General features: G+C 34.6%; 12 protein-coding genes. 5 read left to right on the top strand and 7 right to left on the bottom strand.

The window, feature by feature from the left end; genetic code table 11:
- Window positions 1-207 precede the first annotated feature (207 nt).
- The 5 genes from QLQ94_RS07950 to QLQ94_RS07930 all read right to left on the bottom strand — a co-directional run bounded on the left by QLQ94_RS07950 (window position 208) and on the right by QLQ94_RS07930 (window position 9,936).
- Window positions 208-1,965 (bottom strand): cellulase family glycosylhydrolase, encoded by a 1,758-nt coding sequence (locus QLQ94_RS07950; protein WP_482499474.1) that lies wholly within the window; start codon window positions 1,963-1,965, stop codon window positions 208-210.
- Window positions 1,966-2,085: 120 nt separating this feature from the next.
- The gene (locus tag QLQ94_RS07945; RefSeq protein ID WP_271337046.1) at window positions 2,086-3,546 is read right to left on the bottom strand and encodes a glycoside hydrolase family 30 protein; all 1,461 of its coding nucleotides are present in this window, start codon (window positions 3,544-3,546) and stop codon (window positions 2,086-2,088) included.
- Window positions 3,547-3,612: 66 nt separating this feature from the next.
- Window positions 3,613-5,073 (bottom strand): glycoside hydrolase family 30 protein, encoded by a 1,461-nt coding sequence (locus QLQ94_RS07940; RefSeq protein WP_271337047.1) that lies wholly within the window; start codon window positions 5,071-5,073, stop codon window positions 3,613-3,615.
- A 193-nt stretch (window positions 5,074-5,266) separates the two neighbouring features.
- Window positions 5,267-6,787 carry a RagB/SusD family nutrient uptake outer membrane protein gene (locus QLQ94_RS07935; protein WP_271337048.1) on the bottom strand — a complete coding sequence of 507 codons (1,521 nt, stop codon included), beginning with the start codon at window positions 6,785-6,787 and terminating at the stop codon, window positions 5,267-5,269.
- A gap of 17 nt (window positions 6,788-6,804) precedes the next feature.
- Window positions 6,805-9,936 (bottom strand): SusC/RagA family TonB-linked outer membrane protein, encoded by a 3,132-nt coding sequence (locus QLQ94_RS07930; RefSeq protein ID WP_271337049.1) that lies wholly within the window; start codon window positions 9,934-9,936, stop codon window positions 6,805-6,807.
- 344 nt (window positions 9,937-10,280) lie between these two features.
- On the opposite strand from QLQ94_RS07930, the gene QLQ94_RS07925 reads away from it, so the two are divergent.
- Window positions 10,281-13,160 (top strand): helix-turn-helix and ligand-binding sensor domain-containing protein, encoded by a 2,880-nt coding sequence (locus tag QLQ94_RS07925; protein WP_271337050.1) that lies wholly within the window; start codon window positions 10,281-10,283, stop codon window positions 13,158-13,160.
- A gap of 34 nt (window positions 13,161-13,194) precedes the next feature.
- On the opposite strand, the gene QLQ94_RS07920 is transcribed toward QLQ94_RS07925, so the two are convergent.
- Together QLQ94_RS07920 and gldJ are read right to left on the bottom strand one after the other, a co-directional pair.
- Entirely contained in the window at window positions 13,195-14,481 is a 1,287-nt protein-coding gene (locus tag QLQ94_RS07920; RefSeq protein ID WP_427402413.1) for a UDP-N-acetylmuramoyl-tripeptide--D-alanyl-D-alanine ligase, read from the bottom strand.
- Window positions 14,482-14,590: 109 nt separating this feature from the next.
- The gene (gene gldJ, locus QLQ94_RS07915; RefSeq protein ID WP_271337057.1) at window positions 14,591-16,276 is read right to left on the bottom strand and encodes a gliding motility lipoprotein GldJ; all 1,686 of its coding nucleotides are present in this window, start codon (window positions 16,274-16,276) and stop codon (window positions 14,591-14,593) included.
- 1,468 nt (window positions 16,277-17,744) lie between these two features.
- Here gldJ and porV point away from each other — a divergent pair.
- From porV to QLQ94_RS07895, 4 genes are all read left to right on the top strand, one after another.
- Entirely contained in the window at window positions 17,745-18,950 is a 1,206-nt protein-coding gene (gene porV, locus QLQ94_RS07910) for a type IX secretion system outer membrane channel protein PorV (RefSeq protein ID WP_271337052.1), read from the top strand.
- A gap of 77 nt (window positions 18,951-19,027) precedes the next feature.
- Entirely contained in the window at window positions 19,028-19,510 is a 483-nt protein-coding gene (cdd, locus tag QLQ94_RS07905; RefSeq protein WP_271337053.1) for a cytidine deaminase, read from the top strand.
- A gap of 158 nt (window positions 19,511-19,668) precedes the next feature.
- The gene (gene pdhA / locus QLQ94_RS07900) at window positions 19,669-20,667 is read left to right on the top strand and encodes a pyruvate dehydrogenase (acetyl-transferring) E1 component subunit alpha (protein ID WP_072954568.1); all 999 of its coding nucleotides are present in this window, start codon (window positions 19,669-19,671) and stop codon (window positions 20,665-20,667) included.
- Between the two features lie 7 nt (window positions 20,668-20,674).
- A complete protein-coding gene (locus QLQ94_RS07895; protein WP_271337054.1) occupies window positions 20,675-22,336 on the top strand; it encodes a pyruvate dehydrogenase complex dihydrolipoamide acetyltransferase in 1,662 nt (553 codons plus the stop codon).
- Window positions 22,337-22,402 lie beyond the last annotated feature (66 nt).

The following is a 22,402-nucleotide window of genomic DNA, read 5'->3' as shown; positions in this document are numbered from 1 at the left end:
ACTAGCCTTAATGAAAAAAAAGAATGTTAATTATGTACTCTTCGACAATCAATATTAGATATATCATAAAAATTTGTTTTTAGTGCTGCCATGTTGCCACAAGTACAAGATAAACACGAATCTTACTAATTTTCACTAATTAGTTTGTGAAATTCGTGTTCATAATTAGTACTATTTGTTTCCACACGTTAGACTTTTGTAACGTATTTATTTTTTTGAATTTGATTTTTTAGCTTCTGAAAAATCCAAATAATTAAGATTAAAACCTCCTTTTTCAAACACTACCTTGATTTTGTTTGTGCCTGCATTCAAATCAATACCTGACAAGACAACAGTTTTCCATTTTTCATTTCCTCCTGTTGTAGGAAGTGTAATTGTTTCAGATCTCTTTCCGCTTTCAGTTTCCAGATAAAGTTTCCCTTCTGAATTTTCACTTGAGTAACGAATGGCAACTTTGTATCTGTTTTGTTTAGCAACTTCGGTAGTAAACTGTAACCATTCTCCATCTTCGATAAATGAAACCTGGTAATCATTTGATCCGGTATCTTTGCAGGATAAAATATCAACACCATCATTTCTCATGGTATTTCCTTTATTCCACTCATCAAATTTTCCGGTTTCTACTCTGTAATTGATAAAATCTTTATCCAGATATGCGTAACCATTTGTTCCGAGATCATATTGAGTTGCGGCAATTTTTCCCGGAATCAAATGTTTCTTGTAAGGTTTAGTATCGTTAGTTTGTACTTGTCTGAACATTGCATCGATTACATCCGGTTTAACGGTTAGGTTTTCCATTTTATAATTGTCTGCCATTTTCATCAATGTTTTTTTCGCAAAATCAGCAGTCGGTTTTTGTCCGCCATCTTTCCAATACTTTAATAAAACATCATATTCCGGAATTTTAGTTACTGAAGTTACACCGGCAATATTTTCGATTTTTTTCATTGGCCAGAATGCCCATCCAATATTATTGCTTTCTACTAATGTCAATGCATCTTTGAACCAGACATTTGAGTTTTCTCCACTTTCTCCCAACCAAATCGGCACATTGTATTGTGTTCTGTAATCCAGCATTTTCTGGATTGATTCTTTGGTATTATAGTTCCAGTATTTATGAAAGCTCAACGCCATATTTTCATCCCATAACGGGAAAATTCCGTTGTAATTATTTCCCCAGCAATTTCCTTCAATAAAAATTAAATGGTTCGTATCGACTTCGCGAATTGCTTTTGTAACCTGTACCAGTAATTCCCTCAATGGTCCGTTTGAGTTTTCATCACAACCATTTTTATTGGTTCCGGTAAAATTCCAGTTGGGTTCATTGATGATATCATAGGCACCAATCCAGGGATTGTCTCTGTAACGAGAAGCTAATTTTTTCCATAATGCAATCATTTTTTTCTGATTGGCTTCGCTTTCCCAAAGAGATGGTTTTGTATTATCGTAATCAGAGATTGCAGCATCATTTCCTTGCCCGCCCGGAGCAGCATGCAAATCTAAAATCAGATAGATCTTATTTTCAGCACACCATTTCAAAAGATTATCTGTCATTGTAAAACCTTCTTCGATCCAGGTTATTTCGCCATTCTTTTCTTCCTGAATAGATGGCGTGTACAAATTATAATGCATTGGCAAACGAATCGAATTGAAACCCCATGCTGCAAGCGAATCAACATCACGCTTTGTGAGTCCGTTTGCTTTATAAGCGGCATAAAACTCTTTTGTCCCTTGTGCTCCAATAACTTCTTCTATCTTTTGTTTGATGACATATTGCGGACTTGCAAAAGGTTGTGTCTGCATCATATAACCCTCCTGCACCATCCAGCCGCCAATTCCAAGACCTCTTAGTATTATATTTTTGCCGTTGCCATCCACAATATTTTGTCCGTCCCTGTGCAGGAATCCCTGCCCAAAAGCGGTAATTGAAAGCAATAATTGTAATGTGATAATTAATTTTTTCATGCTGCTTTTTAAACTTAAATATTTATTTCAAGAGAAAATCTATTTTTAAAATCTGCAAGTTCAATGATTATTTACAAGTTCATTTTAAAATTTCAACGTCTTATTTCATTAATCTTAACTCTAATATTCCAAAGTTTGCATAGCATGCGCCGGTATTCTGATAGTTGTTTTTGCAGTTCCGCTTGTTATGCTGTAAACCACTTCTTTATCTGATGAATTCATTATAATTGTAGCAATTTTTCCGTCTGTATTTTTAAACGATGTACTTAGCAGGTTTTTATCGCTAAGGGTTGCTTCGATTCGTTTTGCATTTGGTCTGATAAATTTAGATAAGTGACCTATATAATAATACATTGGCGTAAATATCAATTCATCTTTTTCAGTGTCTCCGTGAATTGGGGCAAAACAAAAATTCCCCACATGATTTGGTCCTCCGTTTTGATCTAGCAGGATATTCCAATCTGTCCACGCGACAGTTCCATTGTTGAAATCATTGATCATATTAAGTCCGTAACGTTCTGCATTTCCCCAAAACTGAAACTTGGTGGCATCAAATTTTTCGATACAGCCTTCAGTAAAGATTAAATTTTTGTCAGGAAAAGCTTTGTGTACTTCTGCTACTGATTCGAATTTTGGTGTTCCGCCATTCCAGGTTTCATACCAGTGAAATCCAATTCCCCAGGCATATTTTGAAACTTCAGGATCTGAGAAAACAAGATTCGCTCTTGTTACTAACATGTCTCCGCGATTATGATCCCAGATAATTATTTTTTTAGCTCCCAGATTTTCTTTTTCTAAAGTTGGTCCCAAAAAGTTTTTCAAAAAATCTCTTTCTGCTTCGGGTGTATAAATACAGGATTCCCATCTTTGAGTCGCCATTGGCTCATTTTGAATGGTTAATCCCCAAATTGGAATTCCTTCTTTTTCATATGCTTTTATAAATTTAGCATAATAGTTTGCCCACGACTGAGCAAATTCAGGCAATAAAACGCCGCCGTGCAAAATATCATTATTGTCTTTCATGAAAGCTGGGGGACTCCATGGACTAACAAATAAGGTTAATTTTCCGCCGGCTGTTTCAATTGCTTTTTTGATTAATGGAATTCTATATTTTCTATCATGATCAATATTGAAGGTTTTCAGCTCTTTGTCTCCTTCCTGAACATAGGTATAACTTTCGCTGCTAAAATCGCAACTGTGAATATTGGTTCTGGCTAAAGAATAGCCAATACCTTTCTTTTTATCATAGTATGCGGTTAGAAATTTTTGTTGATTTTTTGGAGATAATTTGGCAAAAACTTCGGCACTTGCGTCTGTAATTGCTCCGCCAATTCCCAAAAAAGTCTGGTACGTTTTTGCCGGATCTACAATAATAGAAACTGTTGAGTTTGTTTGTTGTGAAGTTGAGATTAAATCATTTGATAATGATAATCTTAAATTGGTGTTTTCAGCAGTAGTATAAACGTTAATTTTTGAATTCGATTTGGATTTTCCAACACCGGATTGGGCTATAGCTGATGAAAAACAACTTAATTGCAGAATTAATATTGGAATTATTAAGTTTTTATGGGTTGATTTCATTGTGTTTTAGATACTATTAAAAAAAATAAGGGCTAAATAAATAGCCCTTAACTACTAAACAAAATATTAATAAACTAAAGTTTGTATGGCGTGTGCCGGTATTTTCACTACTGTTTTTTGAGTAGCAATTATTAAATTATAAGTTATTTCATTGTCTGTATGATTCATGACAACTGTTGACATTGTACCATCTGTATTCAAAAATGAAGTACTTTGCAAATAGCTTCTGCTTACTGCAGTACTTACACGAACAGCATTTGGACGTATGAATTTTGAAAAATGTCCGATATAATAATAAGACGGTGTATAGATTAATTCTCCCGTTGTGGTGTCTGCGTGTATTGGGGCAAAACAGAAATTACCAACGTGATTAGGACCTCCGTATTGGTCTAAAAGGATGTTCCAATCTGTCCAGCCAACGGTTCCGTTATTAAAATCATTGATCATCGAAGTTCCGTATCTTTCGGCATTTGGCCAAAATTGATATCTGGCAGCATCAAATTTCTCTACACATCCTTCTGTAAACATTAGTTTTTTATCCGGATATGCTTCGTGAACTCTTGCTACATTTTCAAACAATGGCTGCGCGCCTGTCCAGGTTTCATACCAGTGAAATCCAATTCCCCAAACATATTTTGAAGCCTCCGGATCTGAGAATATAACATTTGCTCTTTGTACCATTAAATCACGATTGTGATCCCAGGCAATAATTTTTATTCTTTCTAAACCTTCTTTTTTAAGAGTTGGTCCTAAATAATTTTTAAGAAAATCTCTTTCCTCTTCTGCTGTATACAAACAAGATTCCCAGGTTTGCGTTGCCATTGGTTCATTTTGTACTGAAGTTCCCCACATTGGAATTCCTTCTTTTTCATATGCCTTAATAAATTTGACATACATATTTGCCCAAGGCTGATAAAACTCAGGAAGCAGTGTACCGCCCTTTAGTACATTTTTATTGCTTTTCATAAAAGCATTTGGTGACCATGGAGTTGCATAAGTAACTAATTTTCCTCCGGCAGTTTTGATGGCTTGCTTTATTAACGGAATGCGATATTGCCTATCATGTTCAATCGAGAAAGTTTTTAAATCCTTATCGCCTTCTTCAATATAAGAATAACTCGCACTACTAAAATCTGAACTTTGAATCGTGGTTCTTAGTAATGAGTAGCCAATTCCTTTTTGAGTATCGTAATAAGCATTTAAAAATTCTGTTTGTTTTTCTTTTGATAGTTTAGCAAAAATTTCGGCACTTGCGTCAGTAACAGCTCCTCCAATTCCCATAAAAGTCTGGAATCTTTTTGATGGCTCAACAAAAACAGAAACCTCAGTTTCTACTGGTTGTTTTGATGCTGTAAAAGATAAATTATCTGTAGGGGTTAACCTTAATTTTGTATTATCAGCAGTGGTATACACTGTGATCTTTTTATTGGTTGTAGTAAATGCTTGTTGTTGCTTCTGATTTTTCTGCTGTGCAAAAACAGCTAGAGAAAAACACAAACAAGTAATAATAAAGCCGTTTTTTTTCATTGTATCTGTTTTAATAATTAAAACTTTTTTGCAAATAATTGATTTAAAAAATAGCCCAATATCCTGGTGAACATGGGCTATTTGGCAACCAAACTTAACTTAACTTAAACTTCCTTTTGTATTTCTGTTTTTAGAAAGACCGGGACTGTAATCCCAGCCTTAAAAAACAAAAACTATTTTTTATTCTTATAGATTAATTGTAACCTGGATTTTGAACCATTTTAGTGTTATTGAATTCACTGTAAGGTATTGGCCAAAGTTCATTTTTATTAGCAGTAAATCCTTTAAAAGCAAGCTTAGATGCTGCTTCTCCAGTTCTTACTAAGTCATACCAACGGTGTCCTTCTCCTGCAAGTTCTAATCTTCTTTCAGCCAGAATAGCCGGAATTGAAACTGGTACAGATGGCAAACCAACTCTGTTTCTAACAGCATCTAAAAGTGCCTGAGCTCTTGCTCCTGTTCCTCCTAAAGCTTCTGCTTCCATTAAATATGTATCAGCTAAACGAATGATGTAAGTATTAATTCCAAAGTTCAATGCTCCCTCAGAAGTTCCTATATCACTATTAACCGGTGAGTATTTGATAAAATGGTATCCTGTTTCCTGGTAACTTGGATCATATGTCATGTTACCTGCTGCTTGTTGCGCCGCTGCATCAAAAATTGTAGATGCAAAACGAGGATCTGTTTTTAAAGTATTCCCCAAATCACTTGTAATAACCATAAATCCCCATCCGTTGATATAATCAGGAATTCCTGCTGCTATACCTGCTGGTGTTCTTTTAAAGTTACGCATTCCGCTTAACTGGCTTACAAGGTTCCCTTCGTCATCACCTCTTTCAAAATTATCCCATTTTGTGTTTCCTTCACTTGAATAACTAATTTCGAAAATTGATTCTGTATTGAACTCATTTTTGTGATTCCATAAATCCGAAAACTTATCCAACAATTTATATCCGTAGCTGCTTGTTGATCCTGGTGTACCATTCACTTTAGCTAATTCTGCAGCAGCTTCTGTTTTTTTGTTATCATATAAATATACCTTTCCTAAAAGTGCCGTTGCAGCACCTTTTGAAAAACGACCTAACTCATCAGGAGCTAAAGTAATTGGTAAATCTGCAATTGCTTCTGTCAAATCTTTTTCGATTTGTGCATAAACCATTGCTGGAGTTGCTTGTACTGTTACTGAAATTTCTTCTCTTGTATATGGCGTTAATTTTAACGGAACATGTCCAAAAAGTCTCACTAAATCAAAATAGTAATAAGCGCGTAATGCTTTAACCTCTGCCATGAAACGTGCTTTTTTAGCAGCATCCATATCAATTTCCGGTAATTTTACGACCATGATGTTACATCTTGCAACTCCCTGAAAATAATTTGACCATACTGCCGGCGGAATGTTAGTAGGACTTACTGTATAATTATTCATAACCTGAAGTCCTGGCTGATCTGCATTATTACCACCTCCTGCATAAAAATCATCAGATGCAGAATTAAGTAATAACAATGGTGCATTTTCCATCGCTCCGGCATATTTTCCTAATTTATCATAAGCAGCTATTAATCCGGAGTAAGCATCTTTTTCAGTTTTATAAAAATCTTTTTCCAGAACAACTCCATCTCCTTTTACTTCCAGCTTTTCATCGTTATCACACGATGCAAGTGACAACACTGTCGCCAATGCTATAAATGAATGTTTAAAACTTATAAGTTTCATAATATTTTATTTTTTAATTAAAATTGTAAATTAACTCCCAACATGTATGTCTTAGCCTGAGGATAGAAACCTCTATCTACACCTTGCACATTGTTTACACCTGCAGTAGTCGCTCCTCCAATTTCAGGATCAAAACCAGTATATTTTGTAATTGTAAACAAGTTTTCACCTGTTACATAAAGTCTAACTTTTTGTAATGAAATACTTTCTATCCATTCTTTTGGGAATGAATATCCAAACTGAATTGTTTTGAATCTAAAGAAATCACCATTTTGTAAATGAAAAGTTGACGGGTTGTTAAAGTTATTATTTGTATCAGCATTAGTAACTCTAGGATATGTATTTGAAGTTCCTTCTCCTGTCCAACGTCCTAAAACTTCTGTTTGATAGTTAGCATTCAAAACATCTAACCTTCTTAATCCCTGATAAATTTTATTTCCACCTGCTCCCTGACCAAAAACTAATAAGTCAAATCCACGGTAATCTAAGTTCAATGTTAAACCGTAAGTAAATTTAGGTAATGAACTTCCTAAGAACGTTCTGTCATCTGCTGTAATTTTACCATCACCATTAAGGTCTTCCCAACGGAAATCTCCTGGTTTAGCATTTGGCTGAATTATCGCGCCTGTCGAACTTTTGTAAGAATCAATTTCTGCCTGATTCTGAAAGATACCAGCTGTTTTAAATCCGTAGAATGAGTTGTAAGCATGACCTACCTGAGTTCTGTTGATTTCATAAGTTGTAGATTGAACTTTTTCAGTACCTACTACAAAGTCAACTCCTTTGTCGATGTATGTCACTTCGTTTTGGATATAAGAGAAGTTACCATTTACAGAAAGGTTCAATGCTCCAATTTTTTTACGGTATCCCAGTTCAATATCAAAACCTTTGTTTTGCATATCAGCTAAGTTTGCATAAGTATCTCCTGTAACTCCTACAAATCCAGGAATTGGCACTTTCATAATAATACCAGATGTTTTTTTGTTGAAAAAATCCACGCTTAAATTAAAGTCATGAAATAAAGTAGTTTCAAAACCAATATTTGCTTGTTTTGTTTCTTCCCATTTTAAGTCAGGATTAGGAATTGCATTTGGACTTTGTCCAGGAATTGGCAATCCATCAGCACCAACAGTATAATTTCTTTGGATTCCGATAGTAGACAAGTATAAGAAATCTGGTGAAGAATCATTACCAGTTACACCATAACCTCCTCTAATTTTCAATGTGTTTACAACATTGTTATCTTTCCAGAATTCTTCTTTTGATGGTACCCAACCTAACGAAGCAGAAGGGAAAGTTCCGTATTTATGCGTTGGTCCAAATCTTGTAGAACCATCACGGCGAATAATACCTGAAACAATATATTTTTCTTTGTAATCATAGTTTACTCTTGAAAACACTGATTGTACTCTGTGTTCTACAGCTTGGCTATTATAAGCATTTGCAATTTTGTCTTTAATTGGAATATCAACATTAAAAGATGCATCTTTATGATTTGTAGCAGGAACGCCTCTGTAAGTAATATCGTTACCAGAAGTAATATTGTCTACATAAGTACCAACTCCTAATAAAACATTGAAATGGTGTTCTCCAATTTTTTTATCATAGTTTAATGTGTTTTCCCAGTTCCAGCTAAATGATCTTTTGTAAGATCTGAAAAGCTCATTAGTATTTTTTACTGTAGCATTATTCAAGTAAGATACCGGAGTAAAATTGTCAGATCCGTAAAAAGCTAATTTTCCACCAGCCACTGATTTAAATTTTAATCCTTTTAATACTTCTGCTTCAACATAAATGTTTCCAACAAAATTATCAGCAAAATCATTATTACCTAATCTTGTTTGTGCATAAGCAAGAGGGTTTGTATTCTCCTGAATAACATTAGTAGAAATACCATAATAATTACCATTTGCATCTTTAAGAGCATTTGCAGGAAATGTTTTGTAAACATCAGGATTAGTCTCAATAACCGGAGTTAATGGATCTAAGTTGATTGCTGAAGCTAATGGCCCGCCAAATTCATTATTTGTATTACCAATACCAATAGTTTTTTCGTGAGAATAACCTAAAGTTTGTCCAACTTTAATATAATTTCCAATTTTATGAGTAGAGTTTAATCGGATATTTTTTCTGTTGTAATTAGAAATTTCCGGTGTAACGATACCTTCCTGGTCGATTAAACCAAAAGACATATAAAAAGTAGATACATCATTACCTCCACTAAGACTTAATTCCTGAGAAGTACGTTGAGCATGTTTATCAAAAATAACATCTTGCCAATCTGTTCCTTTTCCAAATCCTGCAACCTGAGCAGGAGTATATTTTGGAGCTTGTCCAGCATTTACAGCAGACTCGTTCATAATCATTGCATACTGAGAGCCATTAAGTAAATCTAATTTTTTTGCTGGAGCCGAAGTTCCTGAAAAACCATTATAATTTACATTGATCTTTCCTGCTTTTCCTTTTTTGGTAGTAACAAGGATTACCCCAGCCGCAGCACGAGAACCGTAAATAGCACCCGAAGCACCATCTTTTAATACCTCGATAGACTCAATATCAGACTGGTTCAAATAACCTATACCTCCATTGTCTACTACTACACCATCAACAACCCATAAAGGATCATTATTATTCAAGGTAGTAAAACCACGAACACGTATTGTAGAAGCAGATCCCGGTTGTCCTGCATTTGAAGCAATAGATACCCCTGAAACTCTACCTTGTAAAGCTTGCTCTACTCTTGTAATAGGAAGGTTTTCTAAATCCTTTGCTTTAACGCTGGAAATAGCACCTGTTACTACACTTCTTTTTTGAGTACCGTATCCTACCACTACAACCTCATTTAAACTTTGAGATTCAGGTCTCAATTTGATTTCAAGTTTTGTTCTTCCGCTTATTGCTTCTTGTACAGTAACGTATCCAACAAAGCTGATGCTTAAAGTTCCATTAGAAGGAGCAGTAATCTGAAATTTACCATCAAAGTCAGAAGCTGTCGCTTTGCTCGTGCCTTTAATTAAAATTGTAGCCCCAGGGACGGGCATTCCACTTTCATCATTAATTGTCCCGGTTACCGTAACATCTTGAGCCATTGCGATAACTGAAAACAGTAGAGACGAAACACAAAAAATAAGTAATTTTGTTAATTTCATTTTTCTAAAAATTTTGGTTAATTAATTAGTAATTTGATGCAATAATAAAGTTAAATTTTTACTATCAACAATAAAAATTCATTACAAAAACACATCAAAGCGTAATTTAATACTCTACAAAAACACATCAAATTATTTTTAATACCTCTAATTATCAATAGTTTATACAAAATAATATATTGTTATAAAAATGTTAAGTAAAAAAATAAACACTACATTTATAAAATAATACCAAATTGATCATTTATTCAAAATAATTGCATGAAAACACAACATTGCAAATAATTAATTAAAAATTAAAACCCTTTATAAAACATTTCTAATAAAAATACATTCCAAATTTTATGAAATTCATAAATTCAATTTTAATACCATTTATATACATTTTCTTACATACACCTGTTTGTGCCCAGGTTAAAGGCATAGGAATACCAAGTATCAAAAACTATAAAAGGTCTGATTATCGAGGCGGAACCCAAAATTGGAGCATTGATCAGGATAAAAATGGCAATATGTACTTTGCCAACAATAATGGACTTATACAATTTGATGGCACAAGCTGGCACAAATATTCTCTTCCATCCCAAAATGAAATAAGGAGTTTAAAAATAGATTCGTCAGGTAAAATCTTTGTGGGAGGAAATAATGAATTTGGTTATTTTCAAAATGATACAAAAGGAATTTTAAAGTACCATTCCTTATCCGATATGATAGATAAGAAGGACAAACAAAATATAAACTTAATATGGAGAATTCATCTTTTTAATGGAGAAGTGATTTTTCAATCTTTTACAAAAGTATTTTTCCTCAAAAATAATAAGCTGCGATTTATAAATGCGCCTTCAAAATTTCAGTTTTCTTTTTTAGTAAATAACCGCCTTTATTTTCAGGATAAATCATTGGGAATTCTGGAATATAAAAACAAAAAACTCAAACAAATACAGGGAACAACATTTTTTAATGATAAAGAAATTTGGTCCGTATTCCCGCTTCCTAACAACAAAATGCTTTTAGCAACCTTAGAGAAAGGTCTTTTTATATCTGACAATACTACTGTAAAACCATGGGAAACTGAAGCAAATGCTTTTATTAAGAAAAACACATCCCTTGGCGGCTCTATGATAAAAGGTAAATTTATTGTGCTTAATTCTGTTTTAGACGGCGTTATAGTCTGTGATCTCAATGGTAAAATAATTCAACATTTAAATCGTCAAAAAGGCCTTCAGAACAATACTATACTTACCTCTTTTATTGATAATAAGGACAACATCTGGTTGGGGCTTGACAACGGAATTACCTTTGTTAATGAGAATTCTCCTTTTTCTTATTTTGACTATAGTTATAATATAGGTACTGTATATGCATCGACAGTTTTTAATGGAAATTTGTATGTAGCAACAAATCAGGGATTATTTTATCATTCCTGGAATACACCATTTAAAGACAGTCCGTTTACCAGAGTCGAAGGAACGATTTCGCAAGCATGGAATATTCAGGTAATAAACAACGTACTTATTTGTGCCAGCAACAGCGGGGCGTTAGTTATTGATCATAATAAGGTATCTAAAAAACTGGATTCAAGAGGATATTTTGGATTTAAGACAATACCTAATCACGAAGGCTATATTATAGGAGAAAGCTATAATGGTTTTAGTATTTTTAAAAAATCAGCAGACGGATTCGAATATTCACATCAGGTTGCAGGGTTTGATGAAACAACAAATACTTTTTCGATCGAACTGGACCAAGACTATTTATGGCTTAAGAAAGACCCTTTTTTATACCAAATGAAATTATCCGGAGATTTAAAAAAGTTTGATTATATAAAAAAGCATAAAAACATTTCAGGAGCCTATACCGGAATCGGAAGCTTGCAGAACATCAATAATATAGTTTATTTTCAAACAAAAAACCATTTTTTCAGGTTCTCCAGAGAGCAGGGAACATTTTTTGAAGACAAAAAAATAACAGCTCTTTTTAATGGAATACCAGCCATAACAACTCTGATCGAAGATTCTCAGGGAAATTTATGGTATGCCCACAACGAATCTTTAGGTGTTTTAACGAAAAATCAAAACGGAACCTTTACCAAAAAACAGGCGCCGTTTTCAAATTTATCCGGTAATCTGGTCAATAACTATATTTCTGTAAACACGATAGATCCTGAAAATATTTTTATAGGACAAACGGACGGATTAACACATTACGACTCTAAATTTCCGAACTCATTTATAACAAAACCTAAAGTATTTATAGAAAGTTTTACTTTTCCGGGAGATACCATCTTAACAGGTAACATACCTGAAAATCATCAGATATACACGGTTCCTTACAGCTCGAACCATGTTAAGTTTACTTTTTCATCACCTACATATGAAAATCAGGAAAACGTGACGTACTCCTATAAACTGGAACCTTTTGAAGAAAATTGGCGTGCCTGGTCGACGCTATCAATAAAAGAATACACCAACTTAAGGGAAGGTACTTATGCAATGAAACTCAAAGCCAAAAATAGTTATGGTGTCGAATCTAATATTTCAGAAATCACCTTTACAGTTTCACCTCCGTGGTACAGGCATTTTTTAGCGTACCTTGTTTACTTCATTTTACTTATTACAGCGATATATATCATTTCGAATAGAATTAAGCTCAAAATCAGAAAAAACAGGTATTACGAAACGATTGAACAAAGAAGATTATATCTTGAAAAAGAATCGAAAATACGCCATGAACAACATGAACTTGAAAAGGAGATTGAAAAACTAAAGAATGATAAACTGCAGATAAAAATTCTGGCAAAAGACAAAGAATTGGTAAACAACTCTTTGCAAGTCGTAAAGAAAAACAAAATTCTAAACGGTATCATTTACAAATTGAAAGATATTGATACGAATATTTTAGATGATTCTACCAAATTCGAATTCAACAAATTACATAAAAGTATTGTAAAGGAAGTCAACACAGATAAGAGCTGGAAAGATCTGGAGAAACACATCAAAAACGTACATTTTGAATTCTTAAAACGATTAAAAGAAAAGTACCCTACAATTTCGCCACGAGAACTCGATTTATCCACTTACTTATTAATGAATATGTCTACAAAAGAAATAGCCGAAATTATGAATATTTCAACCGGAGGTGTTGAACTGGCGCGTTATCGATTAAGGAAAAAACTAGGCTTAAACAAAAAAGAAAACCTTATTGGTTTCCTGATGAGTATTTAAATTAAAAAGCCATTCGCTAACGAATGGCTTTTTGTTATTTTATGTATTGCAATATTCTTTCCAGGGCCATTCCTCTGGAACCTTTTATTAGAATTGTATTTTCATTAAAGTGAATTGTTTCTAAATATTCTGTAAAAGAATCAAACGTTTCAAAAAACTGGAGATTCTTTTTAGAAATTCTATTTTCATAAAATGATTTCCCGATCAGATAACAAATAGAATTATCCTGAGCAGCTAAAGAATCAACAAGTATTTTATGCTCCTGATGACTTTCATTTCCCAATTCAAACATGTCGCCCAAAATCATGATTTTATTCTGATTTTCTAATTGCAAAAAATTAGTTATTGCCACGGCCATACTGCTTGGATTTGCATTATAGGCGTCTAAAATAATTTGATTCGATTCAATTCTTAACAATTGCGACCTGTTATTCTCCGGTATATAGTTTTCGATCGCATGTTTAATGTCATTTTCATCAACTTTAAAATAATGTCCTATTGCAACTGCTGCATTGATATTATTAGCATTGTAAAGACCAATTAAATGCGATTCTATACTAAAATTATCATATTCTATAACTACAAAAGGATTTGCCTGAATTTTTCTGATATTTGTATTGGCTTCATTATTATTTACTCCGAAAGTAAATAGTTTAATACCCGCAGATTTCTCCATCTGAATGGGATCTTCAAGGTTTACAAAGGCTATTTTATCATTGTTTGCCAGAAATCGGTACATCTCGCTTTTCCCTTCAATTACACCTTCAACACCGCCAAAACCTTCTAAATGCGCTTTACCAAAATTGGTGATATAGCCATAATCAGGCTGGGCAATTTCGCATAAAAATTCAATTTCTTTTTTATGATTGGCCCCCATTTCAACAATTCCAATTTCCGTTTCCTCCGTAAAAGACAACAAAGTCAACGGCACGCCAATATGATTGTTTAGATTTCCTATGGTAGCCTTAGTATTGTATTTTTTGGCCAAAACAACATTAATAAGTTCTTTGGTTGTTGTTTTTCCGTTACTTCCTGTCAAAGCTATTATAGGTAATTTTAAATAGGAACGATGAAATTTTGCTAATGCCTGCAACGTTTCCAAACTATTTTCAACAAGAATGGTTCTTTCATCAATAGCATAAGACGCATTATCAATAATAACAAATGAAGCCCCTAATTCCAGCGCAGAAACAGCAAAGGTATTGGCATCGAAATTTTCGCCTTTAATAGCAAAAAACATAGAATCCTTTTCAATTTTTCTTGTATCAATTGAAACTGATTTGCACTTCAAAAATAAGTTATGAATGTCCTGAATATTCATTTAAAAAAATATTTACATTTTATAAAATTAACCATAAAAAAATTCCAAATTCCAAAATCTGAATGTTTTCAGTATGGAATTTGGAATTTTTTTTTTGGTTTTCTGAAATTTAGTTTCTAGGTGATCTTCTTTTTTCAGTTTTAGCACCTACTCTAGACATCGCACATCTAAATCCGATGTAGTCTGTTGCCATATCCTGAGGGAAATATCTTCTTTGAGCCGGATCTAACCAATATGCTCTGTCTCTCCAAGAACCACCTTTGTAAACTCTTACGTTATCATCGATAAGTGTCGTACGTTTACTAGTGTTGTCATATTTTCTTACCATCTGACCTAAACTGTCTGTTGTTACATTATGCTTAGGAGAGTTATACATTGACTGATCTGCTTTAGCTCCTGCTTCAGCATCTCCAAAATCAAAATATTTAGATGATTGTTTGTCACCATCTCTATAGTTGATATTATCACTTGTACTAAAATTTTGCCTCAAATAAGTTTCATTTTCATCAACTGGTACCTGAGCAATTTCTCCTGGTAAATTTGTTGCAACTTTTTTACCGTTACTTAACGTTTTGTATTGAATATTATCTTTAGTGATAATTTCAATTTTACCGTCTTTACCAATTTTATTTTTAGCGTATTGATTTCCTCTAAAGTAGTTAAAATCATTTGCTTCATTATCAATAATAGGTCTGTAAACATCGGCAACCCATTCGGCTACGTTCCCAGCCATATCGTATAATCCAAAATCATTAGGAGCATAGCTTTTTACTGCATTAGTAATATCTGCACCATCATCAGACCAACCTGCAATTCCACCGTAATCACCGTTTCCTTGTTTAAAGTTAGCCAATTGATCTCCTCTGTTTTTACGTTTAGATGAACGTGTATAATCTCCGGACCAAGGATATTTCTTTTGTCCTTTTATTATATTGTATTCTCTTTGCCCAACATCTGCTGCTGCTGCATATTCCCATTCTGCTTCTGTAGGAAGTCTGTATTCCGGCAAGATAACTCCTGAAGAACGTTGTGCGTAAACATTCTTTTCTTCTGGAACCACACCGTCTTTTCCTGCTTTTGGTCTTTTTCCGTTAGGGTTTTTCTTTAATACCAGTTCTTCATTACCACCATAAGTAGTAGAAGGTGAAGCCAGGTAAGCTTCTGTATTAAAAATACTTTCTGCAGTAACATCTTGTGTTTTTGCACCTTTTTTAAGATAACCATTTTTCTCTAAAACTGCTTCGTTTACACGATCAGTTCTCCATTTACTAAATTCAACAGCCTGAATCCAGTTAACACCTACTACAGGATAGTTAGCATATGAAGGATGTCTTAAATAGTTATTAGTCATCGTTTCATTATATCCTAAACGATTTCTCCATACTAAAGTATCCGGAGATGCTCCTTCATAGATATTTTTATAGTTTTCTTCTGTTGGAGGAAAAACTTTCTTTAACCATTCCAGGTATTCTAAGTACATACCATTGGTAACTTCTGTTTCATCCATATAAAATGACTGAACGTGCTGTTGGGTCGCTGTGTTATTCCAATCATGCATAACATCATCTTGTACTTTACCCATTGTAAATGTACCCCCTTCAACAAAAACCAAACCAGGACCAGCCTGTTGTTTTTTTCCTGCATTTCTGGCAGCAGTTCCATTCTGACTATCTACATCCCAACCAGTAGCTCTGGAAGCACGACTGGAACTCGATTTTTTGCTACAACTAGCCGTGCCTAACATCAATATCATTGACATCATTAATTGCAAGACTACAATTTTGTTTACTTTCATACTCATTCTTAGGTGATAAATTTAGGTGCTGCAATATAATAATTAACGTTTAATTAGCAACATCTGTTCTAATAATTTTATTTAACTGTTTTTTACCAGAAAATAACCTATAATTACGAACGCAAAAATATACTTTTTATTATTTACTATAACATGAAACACTATATTTTTACTTACTAATTTTTTTTTAATCCAAAACCCTCTGATTCACCTCTGAAACAATCCATAATCCTCCTTTTTTTCTTAGCACCACTTATCTAATTTCATCAGATAAACAGTAGCTTCGCACGAGATTAGCAAAATAAAAAAGAACTATTTTTTCGTTACTTAAAAATAATGATCTTTTACTTTTCAAGCAGTAGCTTTTGACGCGATACTACTAAAAAAAACATAACTTTACCGTTTAACCTGAACGAATCAACCTACATAAACGCCAGTTCCGCACAAATAACATCCATTTTACAAGAACCTATTTCAGCTCCTGAGTTAGATGATTTATTACCCGAAAACATCCTTCTAAAACTAAATAACAGATTAAAAACAACTGCTTCAGGAGACACAAGACAATCTTTCCTCTTACCGACACCTATAATAAGGAAGCAAACCGCTCTTTAGAGCCAAACACTTCTGGCGACTATCAATTTCATCAGACCAACAAAATGCACCTTATATATATATATGTAGCGATTTTGGTTTTAAAAATTATTTTTATCGATCGACGGCAAGAATTTCGTCGACTTTACTCTTCAATAAATTAAAAACAATCTCTGCTCTAACCTAATAATTAGATATAGCCCTGCAATGTCATTTTAAATTCCTAAAAAAACGAATAAAGACGCAACACTGATTAAACAGGAGAAACGTATAAAAATAAGCCTCAGAACAATATTAGACCAAAAGTTAAGTTATATACTAACGACAAAACTTTTGTACCAGATAGAATGAAAACAAATTCCCCATTTTACTGGCACTTCCTGAAGATAAAACGGAATCAATACAAAAAGCGGAATCGAATAAAACAAGATCTGAAGTTTTACCGGCACATACAACATTAGCTTACAAGTCAGGATATTTACAACAATCCCGTTACAATTAAAACATTTTTTATCTTTACAGAATACAAACCATTTGCTCCCGTTCTTAATTATCTTAATCTATTTTCTACCTAAACTTCGATTCTGACTTTCACACAATCCCTGCAAACCTTTGGTTGTCCAGGCTCTGACCATGATAATTACAGAAAAATAGTCTGGACGAAAATCAAGATCATTACAATACAAAGCTTTTTATTCAGCAAAACAATCTGAGACACAAAAAGGCGATTTTACCCACTAAATCATAAAGAAGTTTATCTTTATAAACTTACGGTCAAATCTAATTTGAGAAATAAAAAGGCAGAAAAGTACGAAAAGCTTGTCATCTTATAATTATATATATATTTGTATCATAAATAAGTTAAGTTCCCTAAATGAAAAAAATATCACTACTTTTAATTTGTTCTTTTATTCTTTTTAAAGCACAGGCTCAGGAAAATCGACCTATTACGACTGGAGTCCCATTTTTGTTAGTTGCAGCAGATGCCAGAGCAGCCGGTTTAGCTGATCAGGGTGTAGCGACATCATCAGATGCTTTCTCTCAGCAATGGAACCCTGCAAAATATGCTTTTGCAGTCGACAAGCAGGGCTTCTCAATTAGCTATACCCCTTACCTAACGGATTTAGCCAATGACATTTCTCTTGGACAGGTCACGTACTACAACAAAATAAATGACAGAAGTGCCTTTGCCGGCAGTCTTCGTTATTTTGGTTTTGGAGATATTGAATTAAGAACAACAGGCGATCCTAATGAAGCCGCAAGAATAGTATCACCAAACGAGTTCGCATTAGACGGATCATATTCTTTGAAGTTAAGCGAAACATTCTCGATGGCAGTTGCCGCAAGATACATTCGTTCCAATTTAAAAATTGCCTCAGAAGATGTTGATGCTTCACCCGCCAGTACTTTTGCAGTAGACATTGCAGGGTTCTATCAATCTGAAGAAATTGCTTACTCAAATTTTAACGGAAGATGGAGAGCAGGTTTCAACATGCAAAATCTGGGTCAAAAAATAAGCTATGACAATGATGATTTAAGCTCAAACTTTTTACCGGCTAATCTTAGACTGGGCGGAGGTTTCGATTTTATTTTCGATGATTCTAATAAGGTAGCACTTAGTGTTGAGTTTACTAAACTTTTAGTGCCAACACCTCCAGGACCGGGAACTCCTGTTGACGCAAATGGAGATGGCGATTATGATGACCCGGGAGACATCTCTCAGGAGAAGGCAAATGCCACAAACTTCAAAAACTATAATGACATCGGTTGGGTTTCAGGGATTTTTAAATCATTTGGAGATGCACCGGGAGGTTTCAGCGAAGAATTAAAAGAAATTACCTACAGTGTAGCAGCAGAATACATGTATCAGGATGCATTTGCATTACGAGCAGGATATTTTCATGAAAGCCCACAAAAAGGAGCAAGACAATTCTTTTCTTTAGGAGCCGGATTTAAATACAATGTTGTTAAAGTCGATGTTTCCTACTTATTTTCGACATCAAAAATAAAAAATCCGTTAGAAAACACACTTCGTTTTTCTTTAACCTTTAACTTTGGTGACAAATACGAAGTTTATTAAACAGAAAAAATAAAAATTCAATAACAATCCAAATTTCTATTTCTTAGAAATTTGGATTTTTTTTCCCATAAAAACAAATGAAAAACATAAGCATTACATCATCATTTATAGTTTACGACACACTGCAAGAACTTTCAGCAGACATTCAGGATTTAATGAATCAGGCTGTCGAAGTTCGCAAAAAAGCATACGCACCCTATTCTCAATTTAGGGTTGGGGCAGCATTATTATTAGATAACGGAAAAATAGTTTTAGGATCAAATCAGGAAAATGCAGCTTATCCTTCCGGACTTTGCGCAGAACGTGTAGCCATTTTCCACGCAGGAGCCATTTACCCTGAAGCCAAAATTTTAAAAATTGCCATAACAGCAGCTTCAGACACCAATCAAACTACAGCACCAATCCCACCTTGCGGTTCATGCCGCCAATCTATTGCAGAATACGAAATCAGGCAAGAGACCCCTATAGAAATCTTTTTTATGGGAGAAATTGGCGAAGTTTACAAATCAGCATCCCTAAAAAATCTGCTCCCTTTTATGTTTGATAAAAAGTTCTTGTAAAAAAAAGCCAAAAAGTGACGTTTAAATTTTACTTCTTAATAGGAATGTCTTATTTTTGCATCCCGACCTTTCGGGCGCAAATTTGTGGGAGGAAACTATTTTGCGTTATAGGCAACAATTGATAACACAAACAAACTTTAGCAAAAGAAAGAATTCAGATGAAAGAAGTTACAAAAGAAGTATATTTAAAGTGGTACGAAGACATGCTACTTTGGAGAAAGTTTGAAGACAAACTTGCAGCATTATACATTCAACAAAAAGTTAGAGGTTTTTTACACCTATATAATGGTCAGGAAGCTGTACTAGCAGGTGCCTTGCACGCTATGGACCTGACTAAAGATAAAATGATTACTGCTTACAGAAATCACGTTCAGCCAATTGGTATGGGTGTTGATCCTAGACGAGTAATGGCTGAGCTTTTAGGAAAAGCAACAGGAACTTCTAAAGGTATGGGAGGTTCTATGCACATTTTCTCTAAAGAACACCGTTTTTACGGAGGACACGGAATCGTAGGTGGACAAATTCCGGTAGGAGCTGGTTTAGCTTTTGCTGATAAATATTTTGAAACTGGCGGAGTTACTATGACCTATTTTGGTGATGGTGCAGCAAGACAAGGTTCACTACACGAAGCTTTCAACATGGCTATGCTATGGAAATTGCCAGTTGTTTTTATCGTTGAAAACAACGGTTATGCAATGGGAACTTCTGTAGAAAGAACTGCAAACCATACTGATATCTGGAAACTTGGTTTAGGATATGAAATGCCTTGCGGACCTGTTGACGGAATGAATCCTGTAAAAGTTGCTGAAGCTATGACTGAAGCAATTGACAGAGCACGTCGCGGAGACGGACCAACTTTCCTTGAAATGAAAACGTACCGTTACAGAGGACACTCAATGTCTGATGCACAATTATACCGCTCTAAAGAAGAGGTTGAAGAGTACAAAAAAATTGACCCAATTACTCAGGTTTTAGATGTAATTAAGGATCAAAAATATGCTACAGAAGAGGAAATCGAAGCAATTGACCAAAGAGTTAAAGATTTGGTTGAAGAATGTGTGAAATTCGCTGAAGAATCTCCATATCCTGAATTACAGCAATTGTATGATGTAGTTTACGCACAAGAAGACTATCCATTTACACCTCATAAACTATAACAATATTATGGCGATAAAAGTAACAATGCCTCGTTTGAGCGATACTATGACGGAAGGAACGGTAGCGACTTGGTTAAAAAAAGTAGGCGACAAAATTAGCGAAGGTGATATCCTTGCTGAAATTGAAACAGATAAAGCAACAATGGAATTTGAGTCTTTCAACGAAGGAACTCTTTTACATATTGGAATTCAAGAAGGGCAAACTGCTCCGGTTGATTCATTATTAGCGATCATTGGTAAAGAAGGAGAAGATATTTCTGCTCTTTTAGCTGGTGGTGAAGCTCCTGCTGCCAGTTCCGAAGCTTCGGAACCAAAAGCTGACGCTGCTCCTGCTGCAGAAACAAAATCAGAAACTCCTGCTCCAGCTGCAAAAGCTGCAACTGAACTTCCTAAAGGTGTTGTAGTTGTAACTATGCCACGTTTGAGTGATACAATGACAGAAGGAACAGTAGCAACCTGGTTGAAAAAAGTAGGCGACGCTGTTGCAGAAGGTGATATTTTAGCCGAAATTGAAACTGACAAAGCAACTATGGAGTTTGAGTCTTTCAATGAAGGAACATTATTATACATAGGAATTCAAGAAGGAAACAGCGCCCCTGTTGATAGTTTACTAGCTATTATCGGGCCTGCAGGAACTGACATTTCAGGAATTGCTGATAATTATACTGCCGGAGGTACTGCAACTGCAAGTGCTCCTGCTGCTGAAGAAACAAAATCTGCTCCCGCTGCTGAAAAAGCAACTGAAGCTGCTGCTGAAACTTCAAACGGAGGAAGAATTTTAGCTTCGCCATTAGCGAAGAAAATCGCTTCTGACAAAGGAATCCAATTAAATCAGGTTAAAGGTTCCGGAGAAAACGGACGTATCGTAAAAAGCGATATCGAAAACTTCTCTCCAGCTGCGCAAGCACCAGCTGCAACAGCAACCGCTGCTGCACCAAAAGCTGACGCCGCTCCTGCTGCACCAAAAGTATTTGTTCCTGCCGGAGAAGTTTTCACAGAAGAGATCAAAAACTCTCAGATGCGAAAAATTATCGCAAAACGTCTTGCAGAATCATTGTTTACAGCTCCTCACTACAATTTAGTGATCGAAGTAACCATGGATGATGCAATGGCCGCAAGAGCAACAATCAATAGTGTTCCGGATACAAAAGTATCTTTTAACGATATGGTAATTAAAGCTTGTGCTTTGGCCTTGAAAAAACATCCAAAAATTAACTCTCAGTGGAAAGAAGATGTTATCATCATCAACCACCATGTTAATATTGGTGTTGCCGTAGCTGTTGAAGACGGATTAGTAGTTCCTGTATTGAAATTTACAGATGCTATGAGTTTATCTCAAATTGGAGCTTCGGTAAGAGATCTTGCAGGAAGAGCTAAAAACAAAAAACTTGGACCACAAGAAATGGAAGGAAGTACTTTTACAGTATCTAACCTTGGAATGTTTGGTATCACTGAATTCAATTCAATTATCAACCAACCAAACTCTGCAATTCTTTCTGTAGGTGCAATTGTTGAGAAACCAGTAGTTAAAAACGGTCAGATTGTAGTAGGAAACACAATGATGTTATCATTAGCGTGTGACCACAGAACAATTGACGGTGCAACAGGCGCTCAATTTTTACAAACATTAAAACAATATATCGAAAGCCCGGTTACAATGTTGGCATAATTTTTTCATGTCAACCCGAGCATCCCGAAGCTTCGGGAGAAGGTTATTTATAATAAAATCCCGTTT

It is taken from the genome of Flavobacterium sp. B114r, from assembly GCF_056824125.1.
The sequence above is the reverse complement of the archived record's forward strand: the minus strand, read 5'-3'. Positions and strand labels throughout refer to the sequence as shown.

Bases quoted from the DNA above. Each gene is read 5' to 3' on its own strand.
- QLQ94_RS07950 (WP_482499474.1), bottom strand. From the start codon at position 1,965: ATGAAAAAATTAATTATCACATTACAATTATTGCTTTCAATTACCGCT.
- QLQ94_RS07945 (WP_271337046.1), bottom strand. From the start codon at position 3,546: ATGAAATCAACCCATAAAAACTTAATAATTCCAATATTAATTCTGCAA.
- QLQ94_RS07940 (WP_271337047.1), bottom strand. From the start codon at position 5,073: ATGAAAAAAAACGGCTTTATTATTACTTGTTTGTGTTTTTCTCTAGCT.
- QLQ94_RS07935 (WP_271337048.1), bottom strand. From the start codon at position 6,787: ATGAAACTTATAAGTTTTAAACATTCATTTATAGCATTGGCGACAGTG.
- QLQ94_RS07930 (WP_271337049.1), bottom strand. From the start codon at position 9,936: ATGAAATTAACAAAATTACTTATTTTTTGTGTTTCGTCTCTACTGTTT.
- QLQ94_RS07925 (WP_271337050.1), top strand. From the start codon at position 10,281: ATGAAATTCATAAATTCAATTTTAATACCATTTATATACATTTTCTTA.
- QLQ94_RS07920 (WP_427402413.1), bottom strand. From the start codon at position 14,481: ATGAATATTCAGGACATTCATAACTTATTTTTGAAGTGCAAATCAGTT.
- gldJ (WP_271337057.1), bottom strand. From the start codon at position 16,276: ATGAAAGTAAACAAAATTGTAGTCTTGCAATTAATGATGTCAATGATA.
- porV (WP_271337052.1), top strand. From the start codon at position 17,745: ATGAAAAAAATATCACTACTTTTAATTTGTTCTTTTATTCTTTTTAAA.
- cdd (WP_271337053.1), top strand. From the start codon at position 19,028: ATGAAAAACATAAGCATTACATCATCATTTATAGTTTACGACACACTG.
- pdhA (WP_072954568.1), top strand. From the start codon at position 19,669: ATGAAAGAAGTTACAAAAGAAGTATATTTAAAGTGGTACGAAGACATG.
- QLQ94_RS07895 (WP_271337054.1), top strand. From the start codon at position 20,675: ATGGCGATAAAAGTAACAATGCCTCGTTTGAGCGATACTATGACGGAA.